This window comes from Clostridioides sp. ES-S-0001-03, assembly GCF_020676075.1.
In the GTDB taxonomy this organism is placed as follows: domain Bacteria; phylum Bacillota; class Clostridia; order Peptostreptococcales; family Peptostreptococcaceae; genus Clostridioides.
In genome coordinates this window covers 326,698-346,290 of sequence record NZ_JACVWJ010000001.1, presented here as the reverse complement: position 1 = coordinate 346,290, position 19,593 = coordinate 326,698, and the positions used below count along the sequence as shown (strand labels likewise).

17 protein-coding genes and 2 riboswitches are annotated in these 19,593 nt (G+C 29.7%); of the genes, 1 reads left to right on the top strand and 16 read right to left on the bottom strand.

Going from position 1 to position 19,593, the window contains the following annotated elements:
- Positions 1 to 133 precede the first annotated feature (133 nt).
- Positions 134 to 889, top strand: coding sequence for a class I SAM-dependent methyltransferase (locus IC174_RS01520; RefSeq protein ID WP_227481958.1), 756 nt, complete (start codon positions 134 to 136; stop codon positions 887 to 889).
- Positions 890 to 1,107: 218 nt separating this feature from the next.
- Here the strand turns inward: IC174_RS01520 and IC174_RS01515 are convergent, their stop codons facing one another.
- From IC174_RS01515 to IC174_RS01440, 16 genes are all read right to left on the bottom strand, one after another.
- Positions 1,108 to 2,427, bottom strand: a complete 1,320-nt coding sequence (locus IC174_RS01515) for an APC family permease (protein WP_227433864.1) — start codon at positions 2,425 to 2,427, stop codon at positions 1,108 to 1,110.
- Positions 2,428 to 2,465: 38 nt separating this feature from the next.
- Positions 2,466 to 3,218 carry a gamma-glutamyl-gamma-aminobutyrate hydrolase family protein gene (locus tag IC174_RS01510; protein WP_413926935.1) on the bottom strand — a complete coding sequence of 251 codons (753 nt, stop codon included), beginning with the start codon at positions 3,216 to 3,218 and terminating at the stop codon, positions 2,466 to 2,468.
- Between the two features lie 245 nt (positions 3,219 to 3,463).
- Entirely contained in the window at positions 3,464 to 5,473 is a 2,010-nt protein-coding gene (locus IC174_RS01505) for a sigma 54-interacting transcriptional regulator (RefSeq protein ID WP_227481956.1), read from the bottom strand.
- 276 nt (positions 5,474 to 5,749) lie between these two features.
- Entirely contained in the window at positions 5,750 to 6,937 is a 1,188-nt protein-coding gene (locus IC174_RS01500; protein ID WP_227481955.1) for a M20 family metallopeptidase, read from the bottom strand.
- A gap of 13 nt (positions 6,938 to 6,950) precedes the next feature.
- Positions 6,951 to 8,342: a YfcC family protein gene (locus IC174_RS01495; protein ID WP_227433860.1), complete on the bottom strand. Its 1,392-nt coding sequence runs from the start codon at positions 8,340 to 8,342 to the stop codon at positions 6,951 to 6,953.
- A 148-nt stretch (positions 8,343 to 8,490) separates the two neighbouring features.
- Positions 8,491 to 8,670: riboswitch (Lysine riboswitch) on the bottom strand.
- 119 nt (positions 8,671 to 8,789) lie between these two features.
- Positions 8,790 to 9,611, bottom strand: coding sequence for a class I SAM-dependent methyltransferase (locus IC174_RS01490; RefSeq protein ID WP_227481954.1), 822 nt, complete (start codon positions 9,609 to 9,611; stop codon positions 8,790 to 8,792).
- 106 nt (positions 9,612 to 9,717) lie between these two features.
- Positions 9,718 to 10,482 (bottom strand): ATP-binding cassette domain-containing protein, encoded by a 765-nt coding sequence (locus IC174_RS01485; RefSeq protein ID WP_227481953.1) that lies wholly within the window; start codon positions 10,480 to 10,482, stop codon positions 9,718 to 9,720.
- The gene (locus IC174_RS01480) at positions 10,466 to 11,416 is read right to left on the bottom strand and encodes an ABC transporter ATP-binding protein (RefSeq protein WP_227481952.1); all 951 of its coding nucleotides are present in this window, start codon (positions 11,414 to 11,416) and stop codon (positions 10,466 to 10,468) included. The genes IC174_RS01485 and IC174_RS01480 overlap by 17 nt, the downstream gene beginning before the upstream one ends.
- Positions 11,417 to 11,430: 14 nt before the next feature.
- A complete protein-coding gene (locus IC174_RS01475) occupies positions 11,431 to 12,267 on the bottom strand; it encodes an ABC transporter permease (protein WP_227481951.1) in 837 nt (278 codons plus the stop codon).
- Position 12,268: 1 nt separating this feature from the next.
- On the bottom strand, positions 12,269 to 13,216 hold the full coding sequence (locus tag IC174_RS21325; protein WP_227481950.1) for an ABC transporter permease: 948 nt from the start codon (positions 13,214 to 13,216) through the stop codon (positions 12,269 to 12,271).
- On the bottom strand, positions 13,216 to 14,796 hold the full coding sequence (locus tag IC174_RS01465) for an ABC transporter substrate-binding protein (RefSeq protein WP_227481949.1): 1,581 nt from the start codon (positions 14,794 to 14,796) through the stop codon (positions 13,216 to 13,218). The genes IC174_RS21325 and IC174_RS01465 overlap by 1 nt, the downstream gene beginning before the upstream one ends.
- 161 nt (positions 14,797 to 14,957) lie before the next feature.
- A riboswitch (cobalamin riboswitch) is annotated at positions 14,958 to 15,095 on the bottom strand.
- An 88-nt stretch (positions 15,096 to 15,183) separates the two neighbouring features.
- The gene (locus tag IC174_RS01460) at positions 15,184 to 15,882 is read right to left on the bottom strand and encodes a methyltransferase (protein WP_227433853.1); all 699 of its coding nucleotides are present in this window, start codon (positions 15,880 to 15,882) and stop codon (positions 15,184 to 15,186) included.
- A 2-nt stretch (positions 15,883 to 15,884) separates the two neighbouring features.
- Positions 15,885 to 16,658: a Rossmann-like domain-containing protein gene (locus IC174_RS01455; RefSeq protein WP_227481948.1), complete on the bottom strand. Its 774-nt coding sequence runs from the start codon at positions 16,656 to 16,658 to the stop codon at positions 15,885 to 15,887.
- Positions 16,636 to 17,691: an ATP-binding cassette domain-containing protein gene (locus IC174_RS01450; protein ID WP_227481947.1), complete on the bottom strand. Its 1,056-nt coding sequence runs from the start codon at positions 17,689 to 17,691 to the stop codon at positions 16,636 to 16,638. Before IC174_RS01450 ends, IC174_RS01455 begins: the two co-directional genes overlap by 23 nt.
- Entirely contained in the window at positions 17,681 to 18,376 is a 696-nt protein-coding gene (locus tag IC174_RS01445) for a GTP-binding protein (RefSeq protein WP_227433850.1), read from the bottom strand. The genes IC174_RS01450 and IC174_RS01445 overlap by 11 nt, the downstream gene beginning before the upstream one ends.
- Before the next feature lie 118 nt (positions 18,377 to 18,494).
- A complete protein-coding gene (locus IC174_RS01440) occupies positions 18,495 to 19,583 on the bottom strand; it encodes an ABC transporter substrate-binding protein (RefSeq protein ID WP_227481946.1) in 1,089 nt (362 codons plus the stop codon).
- Positions 19,584 to 19,593: the final 10 nt, after the last annotated feature.

The window sequence follows — 19,593 nt, the reverse complement described above, 5'->3', positions numbered from 1 at the left end:
TTACATTCTATTTTATACTCTACTCCTTTCTTTGTACATACAGTTTCTTGTTTACATCCAGCTCTTACTAGAAATATGCTATACTTTATCATAATTAGCAAGTTGTCAAATCGTAATTTAGGAGGATAAAACTATGGAATCTAAATATACAGAAATAAACTCAAAGACCTTTGATAAATGGAATAAAGAAGGCTGGGAATGGGGACAACCTATCAGTCATGAAGTTTTTGAACGAGCCAAAGCTGGAGATTGGTCCGTTGTACTGACACCCACTAAACCCGTTCCGAAAAATTGGTTCTGTGATATGAAAAATACAAAAATACTAGGATTAGCGTCTGGAGGCGGACAACAAATGCCAATTTTCACTGCATTGGGAGCTCAATGTACAGTTTTAGATTATTCAACTTCACAATTATTAAGTGAAAAAAAGGTTGCAGAAAGGGAAAAGTATTCTATTGAACTTGTACAAGCTGACATGGCAAAGCCACTACCTTTTAAAGATGAAAGTTTTGACTTAATATTTCATCCAGTTTCTAATTGTTATGTAGAAGATGTATTACCAATTTGGAAAGAGTGTTATCGTATACTAAAAAAAGGTGGTATACTTTTATCTGGACTTGATAATGGCATCAATTTTGTATTTAATGAAGAAGGAACAGAATTCCAATATAGGCTTCCATTTAATCCTTTAAAAAATAAAAATATATATGATGAATCAATCCAAAATGATTGGGGAATTCAATTTTCTCATACAATTGAAGAACAAATAGGTGGACAACTACAAGCAGAATTTATTTTAACAGATATTTATCAAGATACAAATGGTTCTGGTAATCTTCATGAATTTAATATTCCATCATTTTACGCAACTAGAGCAGTAAAAAAATAAAACTATTTATACAAAAAGCGGTATAACACCAAAATGCTATACCGCTTATCATAAATTTAAAAGAATCCTTATAAAATATCTATAAATATAGCCCTTTGTGAATTTCAATACTAGAGATAAAATTCCAAAAACTACACACGATTATATTTATACATCCAATTTATAGATAGAAAATTTATTACAATCTTTATAATTTTATTCTCTAATAATTATAAGAATTACTTGACTTCAATATCATTATATTTTTTTGAATATACATTAGTCATATAGAAATATATAGGAACTACAATTACCATACCACCTAGTCCCCAAACTATCTTCATTGGTTCATCAATACCTGCTTTTATCAATAATACTATACTTATAGCTACTGCAAATATTGGTATAATCGCTCCTCCAGGTATCCTAAAGTTTATGTCTTTACCAGCATACTTCTTCCTTAATATTAATACAGCTAGACAGGTAGGAATATATTGAATAAATCTAGATACAACACTTATTTGAGATAGTGTTGTAAATGACCCTGACCATGCTATTAATAAAGTTCCTATAACAGAAACTATAATTGCTATATATGGAGCTCCATTTTTATTAGTTTTTCTTATAGACTTAGGCATTAATCCTTGCTCGACCAAAGCAGCCGCAGACCTTGGTGTAAATATAGATGATGCAATATTTATTCCTCCAACAGATACTATAGTCCCTATTGTAATTATATATCCACCTATAGGACCTAACATTTTAATAGCAGCATCTGCAACAGGAGTCGCTGACCCTCTTAATCCATCTCCCAATACACCTATACTTATCCCCAATATAAGCATATATATTACTGATACTACAAACATTACCATTACTAATGCCTTAGGTACATTTTTCTTAGGATTTTCCATATCTTTTGCTGCAACAGCTAAAGATTCAAACCCCGTAAAAGCATAAAATAAAGTTATTGATACTGCTACAAAAGCTGATGATGTACTTTGACCTTTTTGTATTATTATAAATGGCGTAAAATTAGAGCCTTTTATAAAAAATAAACCTACAGCTATAAATAAAACTATTGGTAATAATTTTCCTATAGTCATTATATTGTTTAAATGCTTAGATTGCTTCATTCCCATAAAATTTATAAGCCCAAGCCCTCCAACTAATATACCAATTATTATATTTTTAATAAGTGGCTCTGCTGCTTGAGGCCATATAGATGATAGTGTGACTGCAAAAAAGTTTGCCATAGTTGCCCAAGCAATCATACTAACTATCCACTTCATAAATCCAACTTCAAACCCAATAAAATCTCCAAAGGCCTCTTTTGCATAAAGATACGGCCCTCCATCAGTATCAAACCAACTCCCTGCTTCAGCAAAACATAAAGCAATAGAGACAGCTAAAAACATACAAAAAACTAATACTAAGATACTCGCTGGACCTATACTTGTATATGCATCTCCAGGTAAGCCAAATATACCTGACCCTATTATTGCATTAATCCCTAATAATACAATACTCCAGAAACCTAACTTAACACTTTTTTTCATTGTTATTCCTCCAAACTCAACTTAAAATATAGTTATAATTATTTTTCTTTAGATGCTTCTTTAACTATCGCCATAAATATTTTTTTCATATTATCACAATCCTTAGTCATCATTTCTGGATGCCATTGTATGCCTATTACAAACTCATTCCCATCCTTTTCTATAGCTTCAATTAAACCATCTTTAGCAGTAGCTGAAACAATATATCCTGGAGCTACCTTATTGACAACTAAATGATGGAAACTATTAACTAGGATTTCTTGTTCTCCTAATATTTCATACAACTTTGTACCCTCTTTTATCTGTGCTGTATGTGTAGGTATATTAGATAAATGTTGCTGATTATGTTTTATGTAAGCTCCTTCAATTAAAGATAAATCTTGATATAAACTCCCTCCCTCAGCTACATTTATAATTTGTTCACCTCTACATATACCTAACACTGGTTTTTTCATATCTAAAGCATACTTTAATAACTTCATATCAAAAACATCTCTTTTAGGTGATATTGCACCTAGCTTATTATGAGGTTCCTCCTTCCATATAAGAGGATTTACATCTTGTCCTCCTGATAGTATAAGTCCATCTATATTTGATACTTGTTCCTTTATAATCTCATCATCATATATAATTGGTACAATATATGGTATAGCTTTACACATAGCTACTGACTGTATATAGTCATTATTTACATAAGCCCTTTCATAACCAGGAAACATCCCCCCTTCATCAATTAATAAGTTTCCTGATATTCCTATTACTGGATATTTCTTTTTAATCACTTTCTTCACCCCTTAAATTATTTATGAACAATAAAAAATGCTACTTCTCTCTTAAAGAGCAAGTAGCATACCAATATTTTAATTGTTTAAAAATTCTAATTTATTTTTAAAATACTTTTTCTAAGGAATCAGTTATATAAATCACTCTATTGATTTATATTTTATTTTAATCCTATTTAATTCGACTTTTTGAATAGTGTTAATTCTAATTAATAGGCAAAATAGGCATTCATACTTTCCTTTTTATTAACCTATTAAATACTATTTAATATATTTTTTCCTCTTCTATTTAACTCACTTCCCTTTCTACCTGATTCACATATTATCAAATCTAGTTCTTTAAGTATATTAAGTATTCCCCTTACCTCACCTTCTGTTATACTATAACCTAATTCATTTATTGAATTAACAATACCATTTCTACCTATGTTTTTATTAAGATTATTGGCATTTTTTAAGCATTCCATTACTAATCTTACTTTTTCTATAGATGTTCTATCTTTTAATGTACTTATTTCTTTACTATAGTCTTCAGTTATATTTAGTAAATTATGAGGTAAGTCATTAATTAAAATAACATGTTCAGAACTCATAATGTTAATATACATAGCTGTATTTTTTAATTCTCTTATATTCCCTGGCCATTCATATGAATTAATAATGTCTTTAACATCTTGACTAATTTCCCTCTTCCTTTTCATAAAATGCTTTAGCATAACTTCTATATCTTCTTTTCTCTCTCTTAAAGGTGGTATGTTTATAGGCAATACATTTATCCTATAATATAAATCAGCTCTGAATCTATCTTTTTTTATCATTTCTAATAAATTTTTATTTGTAGCTGCAATTACTCTTACATCAGTGTCTATTACATTTTCCCCCCCAACTCTCATGACTTGATTTTCTTGTAATACTCTAAGTAATTTGCTTTGTAAATATATGGGCATGTCTCCTATTTCATCTAAAAATATAGTTCCATTATTAGCTTGCTCAAATAAACCTTTTTTCCCTCCTCTTAAAGCACCTGTAAAAGCACCTTCTTCATATCCAAAAAGTTCACTTTCAAGTAGGTTTTCTGGCATAGCTGCACAGTTTATCGCTATAAATGGCTGACTATGCCTTGGTGATGCATTATGAATAGACTGAGCCATAAGTTCTTTTCCTGTTCCACTTTCTCCAGTTATAAGAACTGTATAATCAGATTCCGCTATTTTCATACCTAGCTCTTTAGTTCTTTCCATTTTTACTGATACTGTTTTTATGTCATCAAAGGTATACCTAGCAACTTGTCCCTTTTCTCTAAGCTTCTTTGATAGGTTTTGTTCCAATTTCCTTATGTAAGTTATTTCTTGAATACAAAAATAATATCCAGTCACCCTTCCAAAACTTTCTATATTATACTTATTTACATTTAAATATTTATTATTAAACTTTATAACTTCATCATGTGCCTTACTTAATCTAAAAATCTTTTTAATATTTTCATTCTCTAATTCATCTATATTTTTTCCTATAATATCATTTTTAATATCTAGTATATCACTCAAGCTATTATTACAAATAATTACATTTTCCTTCTCTGATATCATTGCCATACCTAGATTTGATAAGTTTATTATAGAATTCAATTCATCTGCTTTTATAGTAAGTTCTTTATATTTAGTATTTATTCCTGAATATAAACTAATCACTTCATCTATATACTTAATTAGCCTCTCAGTAATTTCCTTATCATCCAGTTTGAGTTTTGCTATTATTTGAATAAATGTTGAACTATCAATATACCTATGCCCTAAATCAATAACTTCTTCAATATATTTTGGAACTAAATCTGCTTCTCCTGGTGTTACAGCTATCTTAATATTTCTATATTCTTCATTAGGATTATATGGTATGAAATTTAAGTGATTTATTCCTATATTGTATAAATTAGATATTGTTTCTAATACAGTGTGCTTATTATCATTTACTACTAATACATCTATTCCTTCTGGTAATGAAAATAACTTGTATATATCCTTTTGCTTTATAGTTCTATTTATAATTATTATCTTTGAGACATCTTTTACATATTTTTTTATTTTCAATACTCTATCATCTATCATTACTAATATTATGTCATCTTTTATCGATTCTTCTTCTGTTATTCTATTTAAATAATAGTTTTTTATTATTACTTTATCTTTAAATATCAGCTTTAGGTTTTTATTTAAAAAACACTCTAATTTAGATAATCCATCAGTTACTACTGCTATTGTTTTCATTATAAATCTATCCTTTCTTTTGTTTATATTATATAAAATTTTAATAGTTCTAATATAGTTCAAAATCTTTTAACTTATATAAAGCAAAAGTTATGCCAAATTGATAGATTTCTTATTTTTTATTTAACCTTAAGCTAGAAATATTATTATATGATTAAGATTAGATAAATAATATAACTTTAGCTATAGAATCTACAAAAACATGACTCCTATCAAAAAATAAAAAGGTATTACCAACTTTCTGGTAATACCTTTTTATCTTATTTTTAATTTAAGTTAATTCAAATGATTTTTCTTAATCTCATCAAGTAGCCCATCTTCTAGGTAAATTTCTAATGCACATCCTACCATTGCCTTTACTGCTTTGTGAAGTTTATCATAAGCTTCCTCAGAATTTGCATAATTTAAAAACTCTTTTTCATGAACATATACCATTGGATTTATGTCTAGAGCTATTTCCGTATACATAGTAGGACAAACTTGGCTTACGTTTCCTATGTCTGTAGAACCTACTGGACCTTCTTTTCCTTCTAATATATCTGTTATACCTGCCTCAATTAGATTATTCTTTGTTATATTCTGAAGCACCTTATTATTTATTATATTGTCAAAAGAATTTTCAAAGTATCTATAAGAAAGTTTAGCACCTGTCATTAACTCTGCACCTTTTGCACAGTTTATAACCTTTTTAGTTACTTCATCTAAATAACTTCTTTCAGCAGCTCTTACGAAAAATTCACAGGCAGCTTTTTCTGGAACTATGTTTGGAGCTTCTCCTCCATTTGAAACTATCCCATGTATTCTAACATCTGATTTTACATGCTGTCTTAGTGCATTTATTCCTGCAAAAGTAAGTTGTACTGCATCTAATGCATTAACACCCATATGAGGATGGCTAGCTGCATGTGCTGATACCCCTTCAAAACTAAACTCTATTGAATCTATTGCCAAAGCCTTGCAGTTTATGTTATTAAAAGCTTCTATATGCATCTGATAACTTACATCAATATCATCAAAAGCTCCTGCCTTAACTAAATCACACTTTCCTCCTGTTGTTTCTTCAGCTGGTGTTCCTATTAGTACAATTTTTCCTTTAAAATTTTCTTTTAACTTACTTAGTACTATACAAGCTCCTAATGTAGATGCAGCAATCCAGTTATGTCCACAAGCATGACCTGGTTCTTTATTTTCCCCATATCCAGGCAATGCGTCATACTCAGCTAAAAATGCTATAGTTGGACCATCATTATCCCCTAGTTCTGCTCTAAAAGCAGTATCCATATTACAGTATGGATAAGTTGTATCAAATCCATATTCCTTCATTTTATCTACCAAGTACTTTGATGATATATATTCTTCTTCTCCTAGTTCTGGATTGTTAAATATAAAATCACATACTTCTTCAATTTCTTTTCCCAGTTCATTCTCTATCTCATAAGCTCTTTTCTTTATACTTTCAATCATAATATACCTCCTATTAGAATCCAACAAATAATCCTATTGTTAAAAACACCATTACAGTAATTGTTAATACTACCATTAAAGGCATTACAAATCTAACCCACTTTGACCAAGGAATATTAGCTACTGCTAGTGCTCCCATTAAAACACCTGATGTAGGTGTTATTAAGTTAGTTACACCTATACCAAATTGATAAGCTGTAACTATCATTTGTCTAGATACATCTACTAAATCTCCAAGTGGAGCAAGTACAGGTATTGTAAGTGATGCAAGTCCTGATGCAGATGGTATAAAAAATGCTATTAAACCTTCTATTAAGAAAGTTAAATTTATAAATATAGTCTTTGGAAGTCCATTTAATAAATTTGCGGCAGAATTTAAAATTGTATCTATTATAAATCCATTTTCTGCTATTATTACTATTCCACGTGCAAATGCTATACATAGCCCTGCTGTCATTAAATCTCCTGCTCCACTTATAAATGAATTAACTATGTCATCTTGTTTAAGCCCTGATGCTATTCCTGATATTATACCTATAGCTGTAAATATCATTGCAATTTCAGTTATGTACCATCCTAGCTTTAAAACTCCATATATCATAATTGCCATACCTATTGTGAAAATTGCTATTACCATAGCTTCTCTTTTTGTAAATTCTTTTATGTTTGTATCAGTATTAGCCATTGATTCTTGATTCAATGATATACCATGTACTAAAGACTTCTTAGGGTCTTTTTTAACTTTATTGGCATACATCATAACAAATCCTATAGATATAGCCATATATATTATAAACATAACAACTCTCAACTCTATCCCAGAACCTGGTGTTATTTGTGACAATGCTTGTGCTATTCCTACAGAGAAAGGATTAGTAGTAGCTGCTCCAAATCCAGCTGTTGCTCCTATAAATACTGTGGCCACTGCTGTTAATGAATCATATCCCATACTGGTCATGAGTGGAATAAATATCATATAAAAAGGTAGTGTTTCTTCACTCATTCCAAATGTTGTTCCACCTAATCCAAATAGAATCATTGATATAGGTATTATTAAGAATTGGAATCTCTTCATTTTATTTACAGTATGAGCTATAACAGCTTCTATAGCTCCTGTTTTGTTAACTATTCCAAAAGCTCCTCCAACTATCAAAACAAATCCAACTACTTCAGCTGCATCTATAAATCCATTTATAGGTGCTGTAAATACATCAGTAATTCCTTGTGGATTTGATGCTGCTTTTTCATAAGTTCCAGCTACAACAACCGACCTTCCATCTATATCTACTCTTTCAAAATTTCCACTTGGTACTATCCAAGTAAGAACTGCCATTACTACTATTAGTAAAAATATTATAGTAAGTGTCTGTGGCATAGTAAACTTTTTCTTTTTTAAACTGCTCATTTTTAATCTCCCCCACTTTTAAAATTAAAATATTTTATTATTGCTTCCCTTTTCTATCCTATTTTATATAGATGTAAAAAAGCTCAACATGGATACATGTTGAGCTGAATGCGCTAAATACAATATACCTACATCTTCCCTTTATCTTAGTTAAGATAGCTCTCCATCAAAATTCGGGATAATTTTGATGACAGTACTGTACTTATTAAATACAGCCCCAGCACTAGATTTGGACACTAGCACTTCGGCACTTACTCCTTTTATATTGCTTCATTGGCTTCCGACCTCTTCAATATTAATCTTAGTAAATGCGACCTCTACCTCAATCTTTTTATTAGATGAGGTAATTCTTATTAAATTTTATTTATTCTAAATAATTGTAGCATAATATGTCGAGATTGTAAATATTTTCAGAAGAGTTTCTATGCTTCGATAATATTAACAAATCTAGCTTATACTATTCCAGTATATAATTACAACTTTAGTTTTATGTTTAAAAATATATTTGTTTTCTCTTTTTTCTATTATATTATCTATATACTTATCCAACATATCGCTAAAGTTAATCTTTTTATTTAATTCTGTTTCCATTTTAAAAAGTATATCCTCTACACTATCGAATTCAATTTCATTTTCTACATCAATAAACTTTATATCTGCACATATATTTAAAGAATGTAGTATATTTGGAATGTATATATAATCTGGACAAGTTCTATCTTTATCACCTAAATCCATATACAAATCATTAAATAATGGTTTTTGAATAGTTCTCACTATAATCACTTTTTCTTTAGCTAGCTTATCCATCTTACTCAAAGCATCTTTAATATCCCAAATTCGATAAAGAGAATTCACAGATAAAATATAATCACTATGCCCAACATTAATCTCTTCCCATTTTCCTTGTATTGTATCTATATTAGTTATATTATGTTCCCTAGCCTTTCCTTCAAGCACATTAAGCATATCTATTGAAAAATCATTAGCAATTATACCTTTACATTTCTTAGAAAGTGGAATAGTAAATTTTCCGGTACCTGCACCAATTTCTATAAGATTTTTTCCTTCATCTATTAACTTATCTACAAAATTAAATACTTCTTTTGAATAATCATAAAGCGTTGGTCTATCATCATATTTATGAGATAATTTTTTAAAAAACTTTCTTTCCGCTTCATCATCAAAAGCTCTTTCTCTTGCATATCCTTCTTTACTTTCAACATACTCATGCCATTTTTTCTCAAAATCTATATCTTTATAGTACATAATTACTCTTCCTTTCTAAAAATATTAGGGCGAGATTTGTAATTTTCTATACTCAAAAAACTACTCTTACTAATGTAATATTGATTAAACAATTGATTACTATATTTTAAAAATTAGTGAAATTCTCAACAAGCTCTTTGGTATAAGCATGCTTTGCACTTTTATACAATTCCTTAGCATCTATAATTTCAACTATCTTGCCATTTAACATGACTGCAACCTCATCACTAACTTCTTTTACTAAGTCTATATCATGAGATATAAATAAATAGGTTATATTAAACTGTTTTTGAGCTTTCTTCAAAACCTGTATAACTTGAGCTTGCACAGATACATCTAGCATTGATGTAGGTTCATCTAATATTATAAATTTAGGATTTAATAAAAGCACTCTAGCTAAAGCAACTCTTTGTATTTGTCCTCCACTTACTTGATGTGGGTATCTATTTAAAATTTCCTCACTAAGCCCAACAAAACTTAAATATTCCATTATGTATTCTCTTGCTTTATTCTTTTCGTAGAGTTTATGAATTTTTAATGGTTCCACAAGGCTCCCATATATAGTTTTTTTAGGGCTTAGGGCAGAATCTGGATGTTGAAATATTATCTGTATCTCTTTTCTTAAATCCCTCATTTGAGAAAAATCATAATTACTGATATCTCTACCATTAAAATAAATTTTACCTCTGTCACATTTAATAAGTCTTAAAATAAGCCTTGATAAAGTTGATTTTCCGCATCCACTTTCTCCTACAAGACCTAAGGTTTTTCCCTCTTTGATTTCAAAAGATACATCATCTACCGCCTTAACTATCTTTTTATTGATTATTCCGCTTTTAAACTCCTTATAAAGGTTACAAACTCTTATCATAAAGAAAACACCTCACTTTTGAACCATTAACATCAAATAGTCTTGGTTCATAATCAATACATGTTTTTTTTGCAACCTTGCATCTCGGAGAAAATCTACATCCTTTTGGTAAGTTTGTTAGACTTGGCGCTATCCCTTCAATGGGTATTAATTTTTTATTTGGCTGTGAATCAATTAAACCTCTCGTATAAGGATGTAGTGGATTATTAAAGATACTATTTTTTGTACCCTCTTCTATGATTTTACCTGCATACATAACTACAACTTCATCACAAAGCTTTTTAGCTAGCATTAAATCATGAGTTATAAGTATCATGCTAACACCCATATTACTTCTTAAATCATAAAATACTTCATATACTTGCTTTCTTATTATTGCATCCAACCCTTTAGTTGGTTCATCTGCAATTACCCAGTTAGGTTTTAGTGCTGTCCCTATAGCTGCTAATGCTCTTTGACTCATACCTCCACTTAACTGAAATCCATACGAATTATAAACCAACTCACTATTTGAGAAAAAAATTTTTTTTAATATCTCCAAACTTTTACTCTTACAAGAATTCTTTTTTTCTTTTCCATGATAATAAAAAAGTTCATTCATATGACTTCCTATTTTCAATATTGGATTAAAAGAACTTGATGGATTTTGGGGTATTAACGCTATTTTTTTCCCTCTGATTTCTCTAATTTCATTTTCTTTAATTTTTAGCAAATCTTTTTCTTCATATAAGACACTGCCTGAAACAGTTGAGTTATTAGATACAAGGTTCAAAATCCCTAGTCCTAGTACCGATTTTCCACTTCCAGTTTCTCCAATAATTCCTGTAATTTTACCACTTTGAAAGGTTCTAGATATTCCATCTACAGCTCTTACTTTTCCTTCCTTAGTATTAAAATGAATTTTTAAATCTTTTATACTTATATCTCTATTCATAGTTTTTATTCCTTCTAAAGATATTGGCTTAAAGTGTTGCTTTTTTCATCAAACATATCCCTTAGTGCATCTCCAATTAAATTTATACTGCAACACAATAATAATATACTAAACCCAGGTGCTAATAATAGATTTGGATAGCTTCTAAAATGAGTCTTAGCATCATTTATCATAACACCCCAATCTGCTTGTGGGGGTTGTATTCCTAGACCTAAAAAACTTAACGATGCCATAGAAAGTACACTTTTTCCTACCCTTATTGCAAATAGTACTATAAAAGGAGCAAATATATTTGGAATTATATAGTGCAAAATTATATAAATATGACTAGCCCCTAGTGCTCTTGCACCTTCAACATATTTTTCTTCTTTTACCTTTAATACCTCTCCTCTAACTATTCTTGAAAAACCAGCCCAAGAAGTGAATACTATTGCAATTAATAAACTTTTTATACCTGGCCCAAGAACTCCAGCAAGGGCAATCATAAAGCTAAGACTTGGAAGACCTTGAAATATATTTACAATTGACTGTATTATCGTATCTACTATCCCACCACAATATCCTGCTATTATACCCACAAAACTACCAAATAGCATTGTTAATAAGGTTGCTAAAAAAGCTAAAGATATTGATACTCTGGCTCCATATAATATCCTACTTAGAATATCTCTGCCTAGAGTATCTGTACCAAGTATATGTTCTCTAGAAATTCCCATTAATCTATCATCCATTTGTACTTTATTAGGGTCATATGGAGCTAACTCTGGTGCAAACATTGCAACAAGTATCATAATTATTAGCACTAAAAAAGCTAGTTTATGTATAAATAACATTTCTTTAAATTTATCCATCTCATTTATCTCCCACCCTCATTTTAGGATTAAGAAATAGGTAACATATGTCTACAATTAAATTAAACACTATAAATATAATCCCTGTAAATAGCACATATCCTTGTACCACTGGATAATCTCTACTCATTATTCCTTGTATTACATAACTTCCCATACCTGGAATACTAAAAATAACCTCAACCACTGTGGAGCCTCCTAAAATAGCACCAAAATAGTTTCCCAGAACTGTTACAATGGGCATTAATGAATTTAAAAAAGCATACTTAAAAATAACTATTTTATTTGACAGACCCTTAGCTTTTGCCACTGTTATATAGTTTTGTCCTATACTTTCTATTAAAGTTGCTCTATTTAACCTTGCTACAGTTCCTATAGTCCCAGCTGCTAAAACAAATCCAGGCATTATTAAATGTTTAATCGTACCATACCCACTCGTAGGTAGCCATCTAAGATTCTCACAAAATATACTTAACATAATAATAGCTAACCAAAACCCTGGAATAGATATCATAAGTAAAGATACAAAAGTGCCAATCTTATCTATCGCTGAATCCTTTTTTAAAGCCATGATTATAGCTAATGGTATAGATAACACTATAACAAAAAACATAGCCATTAAAGATAAAGAGAAGGTTATTGGTAACCTTCTTAATATCTCTTCTGTAATAGATGTCTTTTTGATATAGGAAAGTCCTAAATCTCCAGTCATAGCTTTTTTAGTCCAATTAATATACTGAACTATAATATTATCATTTAACCCTAACTCTTCTCTAACTCTTTCTATTTCTTCATCTGTAGGAGCAGAAATACCATCCATGCTTAAATATTCAACTGCTGGGTCACCAGGTGCTATAACTCCTAATATAAATCCTAGAAAAGTTATTCCTATCAAAATAGGGATAGTCATCAATATCCTTCTAATTAAATATTTAAATGGTGTTTTCACTACTTACTCCACTCCATATTTGCTAATGTAGTCCCATATAATGTAGGTTTGTATCCAGTTATTTTTTTATTATAGGCAATTAAGTTAACATCTTCAAATAATGGTATAGCTGATGGGTGTTCTGCTGATATATCTTGAAGCTCATCATATATTTTACTTCTTTTATCTAAATCCATTGTTTTTTCTAATTGACCTATTAATTCATCTGCTCTTTCATTTTTATAGCCCAATGAATAAGCTATATTACTTGACCCTGTGCTTCTCATATAACTATCAAATATAGAAAATGGTTCTGCATTTGGAAGCCCTTGAGTGTGAAGTGCTATGTCATAATTTCCTGTTTTTTGTGCTTCCTTAAAAGCAGCACCATCAAGTATAGTTATTTTAGAGTTTAATCCAACTTCACTTAATACAGATTGTATATACTCTGCTACAGTTTTGTATGGATAACGGTCTACACCATAAGATGGTATTATAAACTCTAACTCTTTTGTTTCCCCTTTTAACTCATTCTTTATAATTTTTTTTGCTTTTTCTGCATCATAAACAGGTTTAATTTCCTTAGCAAAAGGTGAACCTTGGTTCAATATATTCATAGTCGGAGTTCCATATCCTCCATAAAATTTATTTACTATAGTTTCTCTATCCACCAACAAGCTTAGTGCTTCTTTTATCTTAACATTATTAAATGGTGCCCTAGTACCGTTTGTAGATACAAATTGAGTTATTGTTGATGGAGATGTTTTAATCTCAAAGTTTTCATCCTTTATTAGCTCACTAGCTAACTCTGGAGTAATAGCCCCTAAATCCATAACACCCATAATTTCCTCTGATTTAAGTGCTGTGTAACGAGTTTGTGCATCTTTAATTACATTTACTCTTACATTTTTAACTTTACTTTTATCTCCATAATAGTCTTGATTTCTCTCTAACAAAACAAATTGTTCTTTTTCTCGTTCTTTTATCTTAAATGGACCAGTTCCTTGTGCATACTTAGTAAAGTCTCCCGTTTTTACATCAAAACACTCTGGACTATACATAGCACTTCCAAATCTAGCCATGTTGTATATTAAAGTTGATATTGGTTTACTGAAAGTAAGTTTAACTTCATAGTCAGAAACTTTATCCACACTTTGTAAATTAGGATATGTCTTTTCTATATCAAACGAATAAAAAGGTGAAGATTTCGTTTTCATATTCATATAACGTTCAAAATTTTTTACTACTGAATCTGCATTCAAATCTACACCATCATGGAATTTTACACCCTTCTTTATTGTAAATGTCCATTCTTTATAATCACCTGAATTTGACCATTTTTCTGCAAGTTCTGCCTTTGGTTTTCCATCATCACCCAACCCTATTAACGGTTCCCAAACATAGAGTATAGAACTTGTGTAATAAGCATCTTGTTCACCTGGTGCCAAATCTCTAGCTGCTGCTAAAACTACTTCCTTTTCATTATTCATCTTACTAACATCATTATTTTCCTCTGGTTTACTACACCCTGTTATCAATGATAACATCAGCATAATTGCTAAAATTATACTACTCAGCTTCCCTTTTGAAATCTTCCTCATAATACATTTCCCCCTTATTTAGAAATATGAGCATAAAAAAAGTTATAGCAAATAATGCTATAACATCCCATTTTAATATGTATACTTTAAATTCTAAATTCCATATACAAGACAATAAATCTAGTTGCTCCCCCCTAAATTTATTTACTAATATTTAATGTAGGTATCTGACTTACATTTCATTTTCTCAGCCTTTCTAAATAACATCTGTTGGCTATGCAGAATTTATCCATGCTTACAGTGATGGGTTCGTGTTGGATTTTCACCAACTTCCCTACTCTTTAAATACGTTTATTCAATTCTTAGTTTAATTGTATGCAATCTTATATAAATTGTCAACTTAAATCAAAATATAGCACTATATGCAAAATTAAAATTTACAATTATCTATCTATTAAAGTCTATTATAAAAACAGATATATTTTTTTCATATGGAAGGTAATAAGCTACTTTATCTCCCTTAACTATATTTTTCATAATATGATTGTATATAGTTTCATACTCTCCGCCTTCATCATAAGACTTAGCATACCTAACTATGTCATCTTCACAAGTAAATGTCTGTCCAAATTCAAGACTTAATGGTATTAATTCATATCTAAGTTTCTTTTCATCTAATAATACTTTTAAATTTTTTGAACTATGTCTTTCCACCACATCCATTCTTTTCTTAGATACTGGAATATGAGTTTTGGACTTATCATTAACAATTGCAATTAATCTATCACAATGCCCAGTAAAAAATTCTATATTCTCATATGAAAAAAAAGAAATTAGTATAGTATCAAATTTTGTATTTATATCTTTAAAATCTTTTACCATACACCTAATATTGCTTATATTATTGTCTTTTATTGATTTTTCTAAATAATTTATAGCATTTTGGTTTATATCAATACAAGTTATATCTTTCAGTTCTTTGCTTAAATACATATCTATTAAACCTAATCCACAACCTACATCACAAAAAGTTTGGCTATCTTTGATGTACGGAATTATTTCTTTAGCTAATATCTTGTGAAAACCAGTATATTCACTTGCATCAACAAAAGATTTTATTGTAGTATCATTCCAATTCATTCTCATATTTAAATTTCCCCACTGTCTTTTAAATTTACTTTCTGACCTGTACTGTAAAACATACTATTTCTCTCATTTCCACTTATTATGCTCATTACTTTATCATGTTCTTTAATTACAAATCCTGATAAATCATTTACTCCATACTTAAATAATATAGGTGCCATTGGAGTTGCTGGACCCACCAATACCACATAAGCATTTTTGCTTAATTCTAAATACCAAGGAAAAGTTTTTGTACTTAATGTGTAACAAGATATAACTACAAAGTCCTGTTCAGGTAAGATATATGGTGCTGAAGTCTCTGGATAATCACCATATATATCTTCACTTTCTATTATGGATAAATCACAAACAGGTGCAAATAGTTGTTCTAAATAGTGAAAATGACCTATAACCGCTACCTTTTTTCCCCTTATCATATTCTGGTATGAAATAAAAGGGTCATTAGTTCTATCTTCTATAAAATTGTTTTCATTTAACTTTATATTATTTTCTTTTGAAACTTTTACAGAATTATAATAAGAATTTATTGCAGCCAAGCCAATTCCTGATTCTGTGATATTCCAAGACTTAATACATCCAGCTATTTCATATAAAGATTTTCCTTTAAAAGATTTTACAAACTCTGGAGGACGTCCATCTTCACTATATACAAAACCTATACCACTACCTACACTACTTCTTACTAAAATATTATGTTGCCCAACAGCTATATCTTCAACTATTATCTCTTTAGGAATTCCTTCTATTAAATCATCATAAAGTTCCCACAAAGTCATTTACCTCCTCCTGTACAATACTTTCTATTTCTTTTCTATTTAAGACTTCACCTTTTCTAACCTTGTGCCTAATATCTAGTAAAATATTATCTAAGCTTTCTATGTATTTAATACTTTCTATTTCTTCATCTGTTGTAGATATTACCTTTGAAATTCCACCATTTTTAATAACTATTCTTTTATTAGCGTTTAAAGCTAATATAGGGTCATGTGTTGAAATCAAAATTATTTTTTCCTTTTTAGATAATAGTCTTAGAGCTTCCTTTCTATCTATACCTGCATTTTCAATTTCATCAATTAAAACTATTGGTGAAGAACTCATATATGCAGTATCCGATATCATAAGAGCTCTTGATTGGCCTCCTGATAATTGGGTTATCTTTGTGGTTAATTCAAATTTTTCTCCAGCTAGTTTATTAGCACAATAAAAGCATTTTTTTACTATGTCATCTTGATTTTTACAAAAACGACTTTTAGAGTGCATTTGTAAAAATTCTTCTACTGTTAAATCCATTACAAAATTCATATTTTGTGAAAGTTGAGCTACTAGCTTTCCATCCATAACAAAACGAGTTTCATCACTTGGAATACTTTCATTTATTAATATTTGTCTGTTAGTAGGAGTGTCTCTCTGGGCTAAACATTCAATATCCTCTAACAGTCTACTTTTTCCTGAACCTGTAGGTCCAACAATACTTATAATTTCTCCAGCCTTTATTTTCAATGAGATAGCTTCTTTTTCTTTTAGCTTATTGTACCCACCATTAATAGTAATGCTTTCTATATTTAAACTCTTTTCATCTTGGCCAAATTCTTTTAAAAACTCCACCAATTTAATGTATAATTCTTCTTTTTCTATCCCAAAAGTTATATAAAATTCCTCATCTAAAGATTCTATTAGATTATTAAAAGTAATTGAATCATCTACATTACTTAGATTGTAATTTAAGAAAAAATCAAAGGCCATAGAGTAGTTTTCTTTTATCTCTTTTATAGACATGTTTAGTAAATTTTCATAATTATCATATTTCATAGTCAAACTCCATTTTCTTTATCATTCCCATTTGATAAGATTCTCCAATTCTAGTCTCTCCAGTACAGTAAGAACACACTGATGCTGGTGTTGTAAAACGTAATTGTTTTTCCCTAAGCGTGGTTATTTCTTTTATATCACTTAAATATTTCTTAAGTAAAAATACTCCTTGTCCTGTGATTCCATTTATAAATATTATCTTAGCTTTTGAGTTTACTTGACGTACATTAAAGGAAAATACCTCCCTTTCTGCTTGTGATACTATGTCTCCTTTTGTAATTACAACAATATCAGCATATTTTAGCATTGGTCCTATTTTTCTAGGTGTATTTATCCCTGATAAATTATCTATTACACAAACTGCTGGTATAGTTTTTATATAGGGTGAGCAACGATTACAAAGCCCTGCACTTTCAGTAATTAAAATATCTAAGTTTAATTTTTTAGACCAATAAAGTGCATCTTCAATATTACTTATAAAAAAATGGTCTGGACAAATTTTACCAGATAGTCCAATTTGAACAGGTATATTATTCTCTTCATATCTAATCTGGTCAAAAGATGTAAGGCAGTCAAACTTTACTACTCCAACCTTATTTTCTTCTGCCTCCATAGCTTTAATTAGATGAAGAATAACAGATGTTTTTCCAGATGATGGTGGCCCTGCTACTGTAATTAGTTTCATATCAATTCCCCTTTTTACGAAAGAAAGTAGGTAAAATCCTACTTTCTTTTAATTTATGTCTATATATTATTTAATAACTTTATGTCTAAACATTATTTAGTAACTTTATATCTATATACTATTTAATAGCGTTTTTAGTTAATTTGCTATATTGTTCATCACTTAAATCAACATGATAAAATAACTTATAAAATTCTTTTGTTTTTTCTTTTAAATCATAATTAAAATTCTCTGGATAAAGTATTTCAGATAGCCAAATCATACCCATATATCTATTTACAGATGGAGGGAATCCCATCCAATTATATGGCGTACTTGGTGCTTCATAGTATTTACCACTAGATATAGCACTTATTTTTTGCCATTCAGTTTGACTTCCTACTTTACTATATATACTCTGTGGTGCAAACACTATTACATCTGGATTCCATAAATATAATTGTTCTAACGATACTTCATTTCCATTGCCTTTACTTGATGGGTCATTGAGCTTTGCAACATTATTTGCAAGTATATTAATAATCTCAGAGTGGAAAGACCCTTCTGCGATTACATTTGTTCCTGTGTCTCCTACGCAATAAGCAAGGTTTACTTTATTCTTATCACCTATTTTCTTCATCGTTTCTACAGTTGTATCATAAGTAGTTTTACAGTAATCAGCTAATACTTTTGCATTATCTTCTACATTTAAGATTTCTCCTAGCTTAGTGTAACATTCTGACATATTAGCAGTTGTAGCTTCTATAAATATAGTTGGTATACCTGTTTGTTCTTGTATAGAATCTAAATCTTCTTTCATGCTACCTTTCTTCTCACCTATATCGATAATTACTTGTGGTTCTGCTGCTGCAAGGGCTTCCATATTTAAATCTCCCTTACCATAAAATTGACCAAAAACAGGAAGACTAGTATACTTTTTATCCACATAGTCTTTTGAATCATCTGTCCAATCTCCTGATAGTCCAACTAGCTTATCTGGTGCTACTGAAAATAGTACGATTTGTGCTAAACTTCCTGAAGGTGCTATTTTTTCAATATTTGCTGGAATCTCAACTTTTCTACCTACTGAATCAGTAAACATTATTGTTTTAGATGCATTTTTATCCTCTTTTTTTTCTTTAGCATCACCATTTGACGATGTACATCCAACTAAAGATGTTATTGCTAAAGTTAATACCAATAACAATGATAATAATTTCTTTTTCATTTTATCCCCC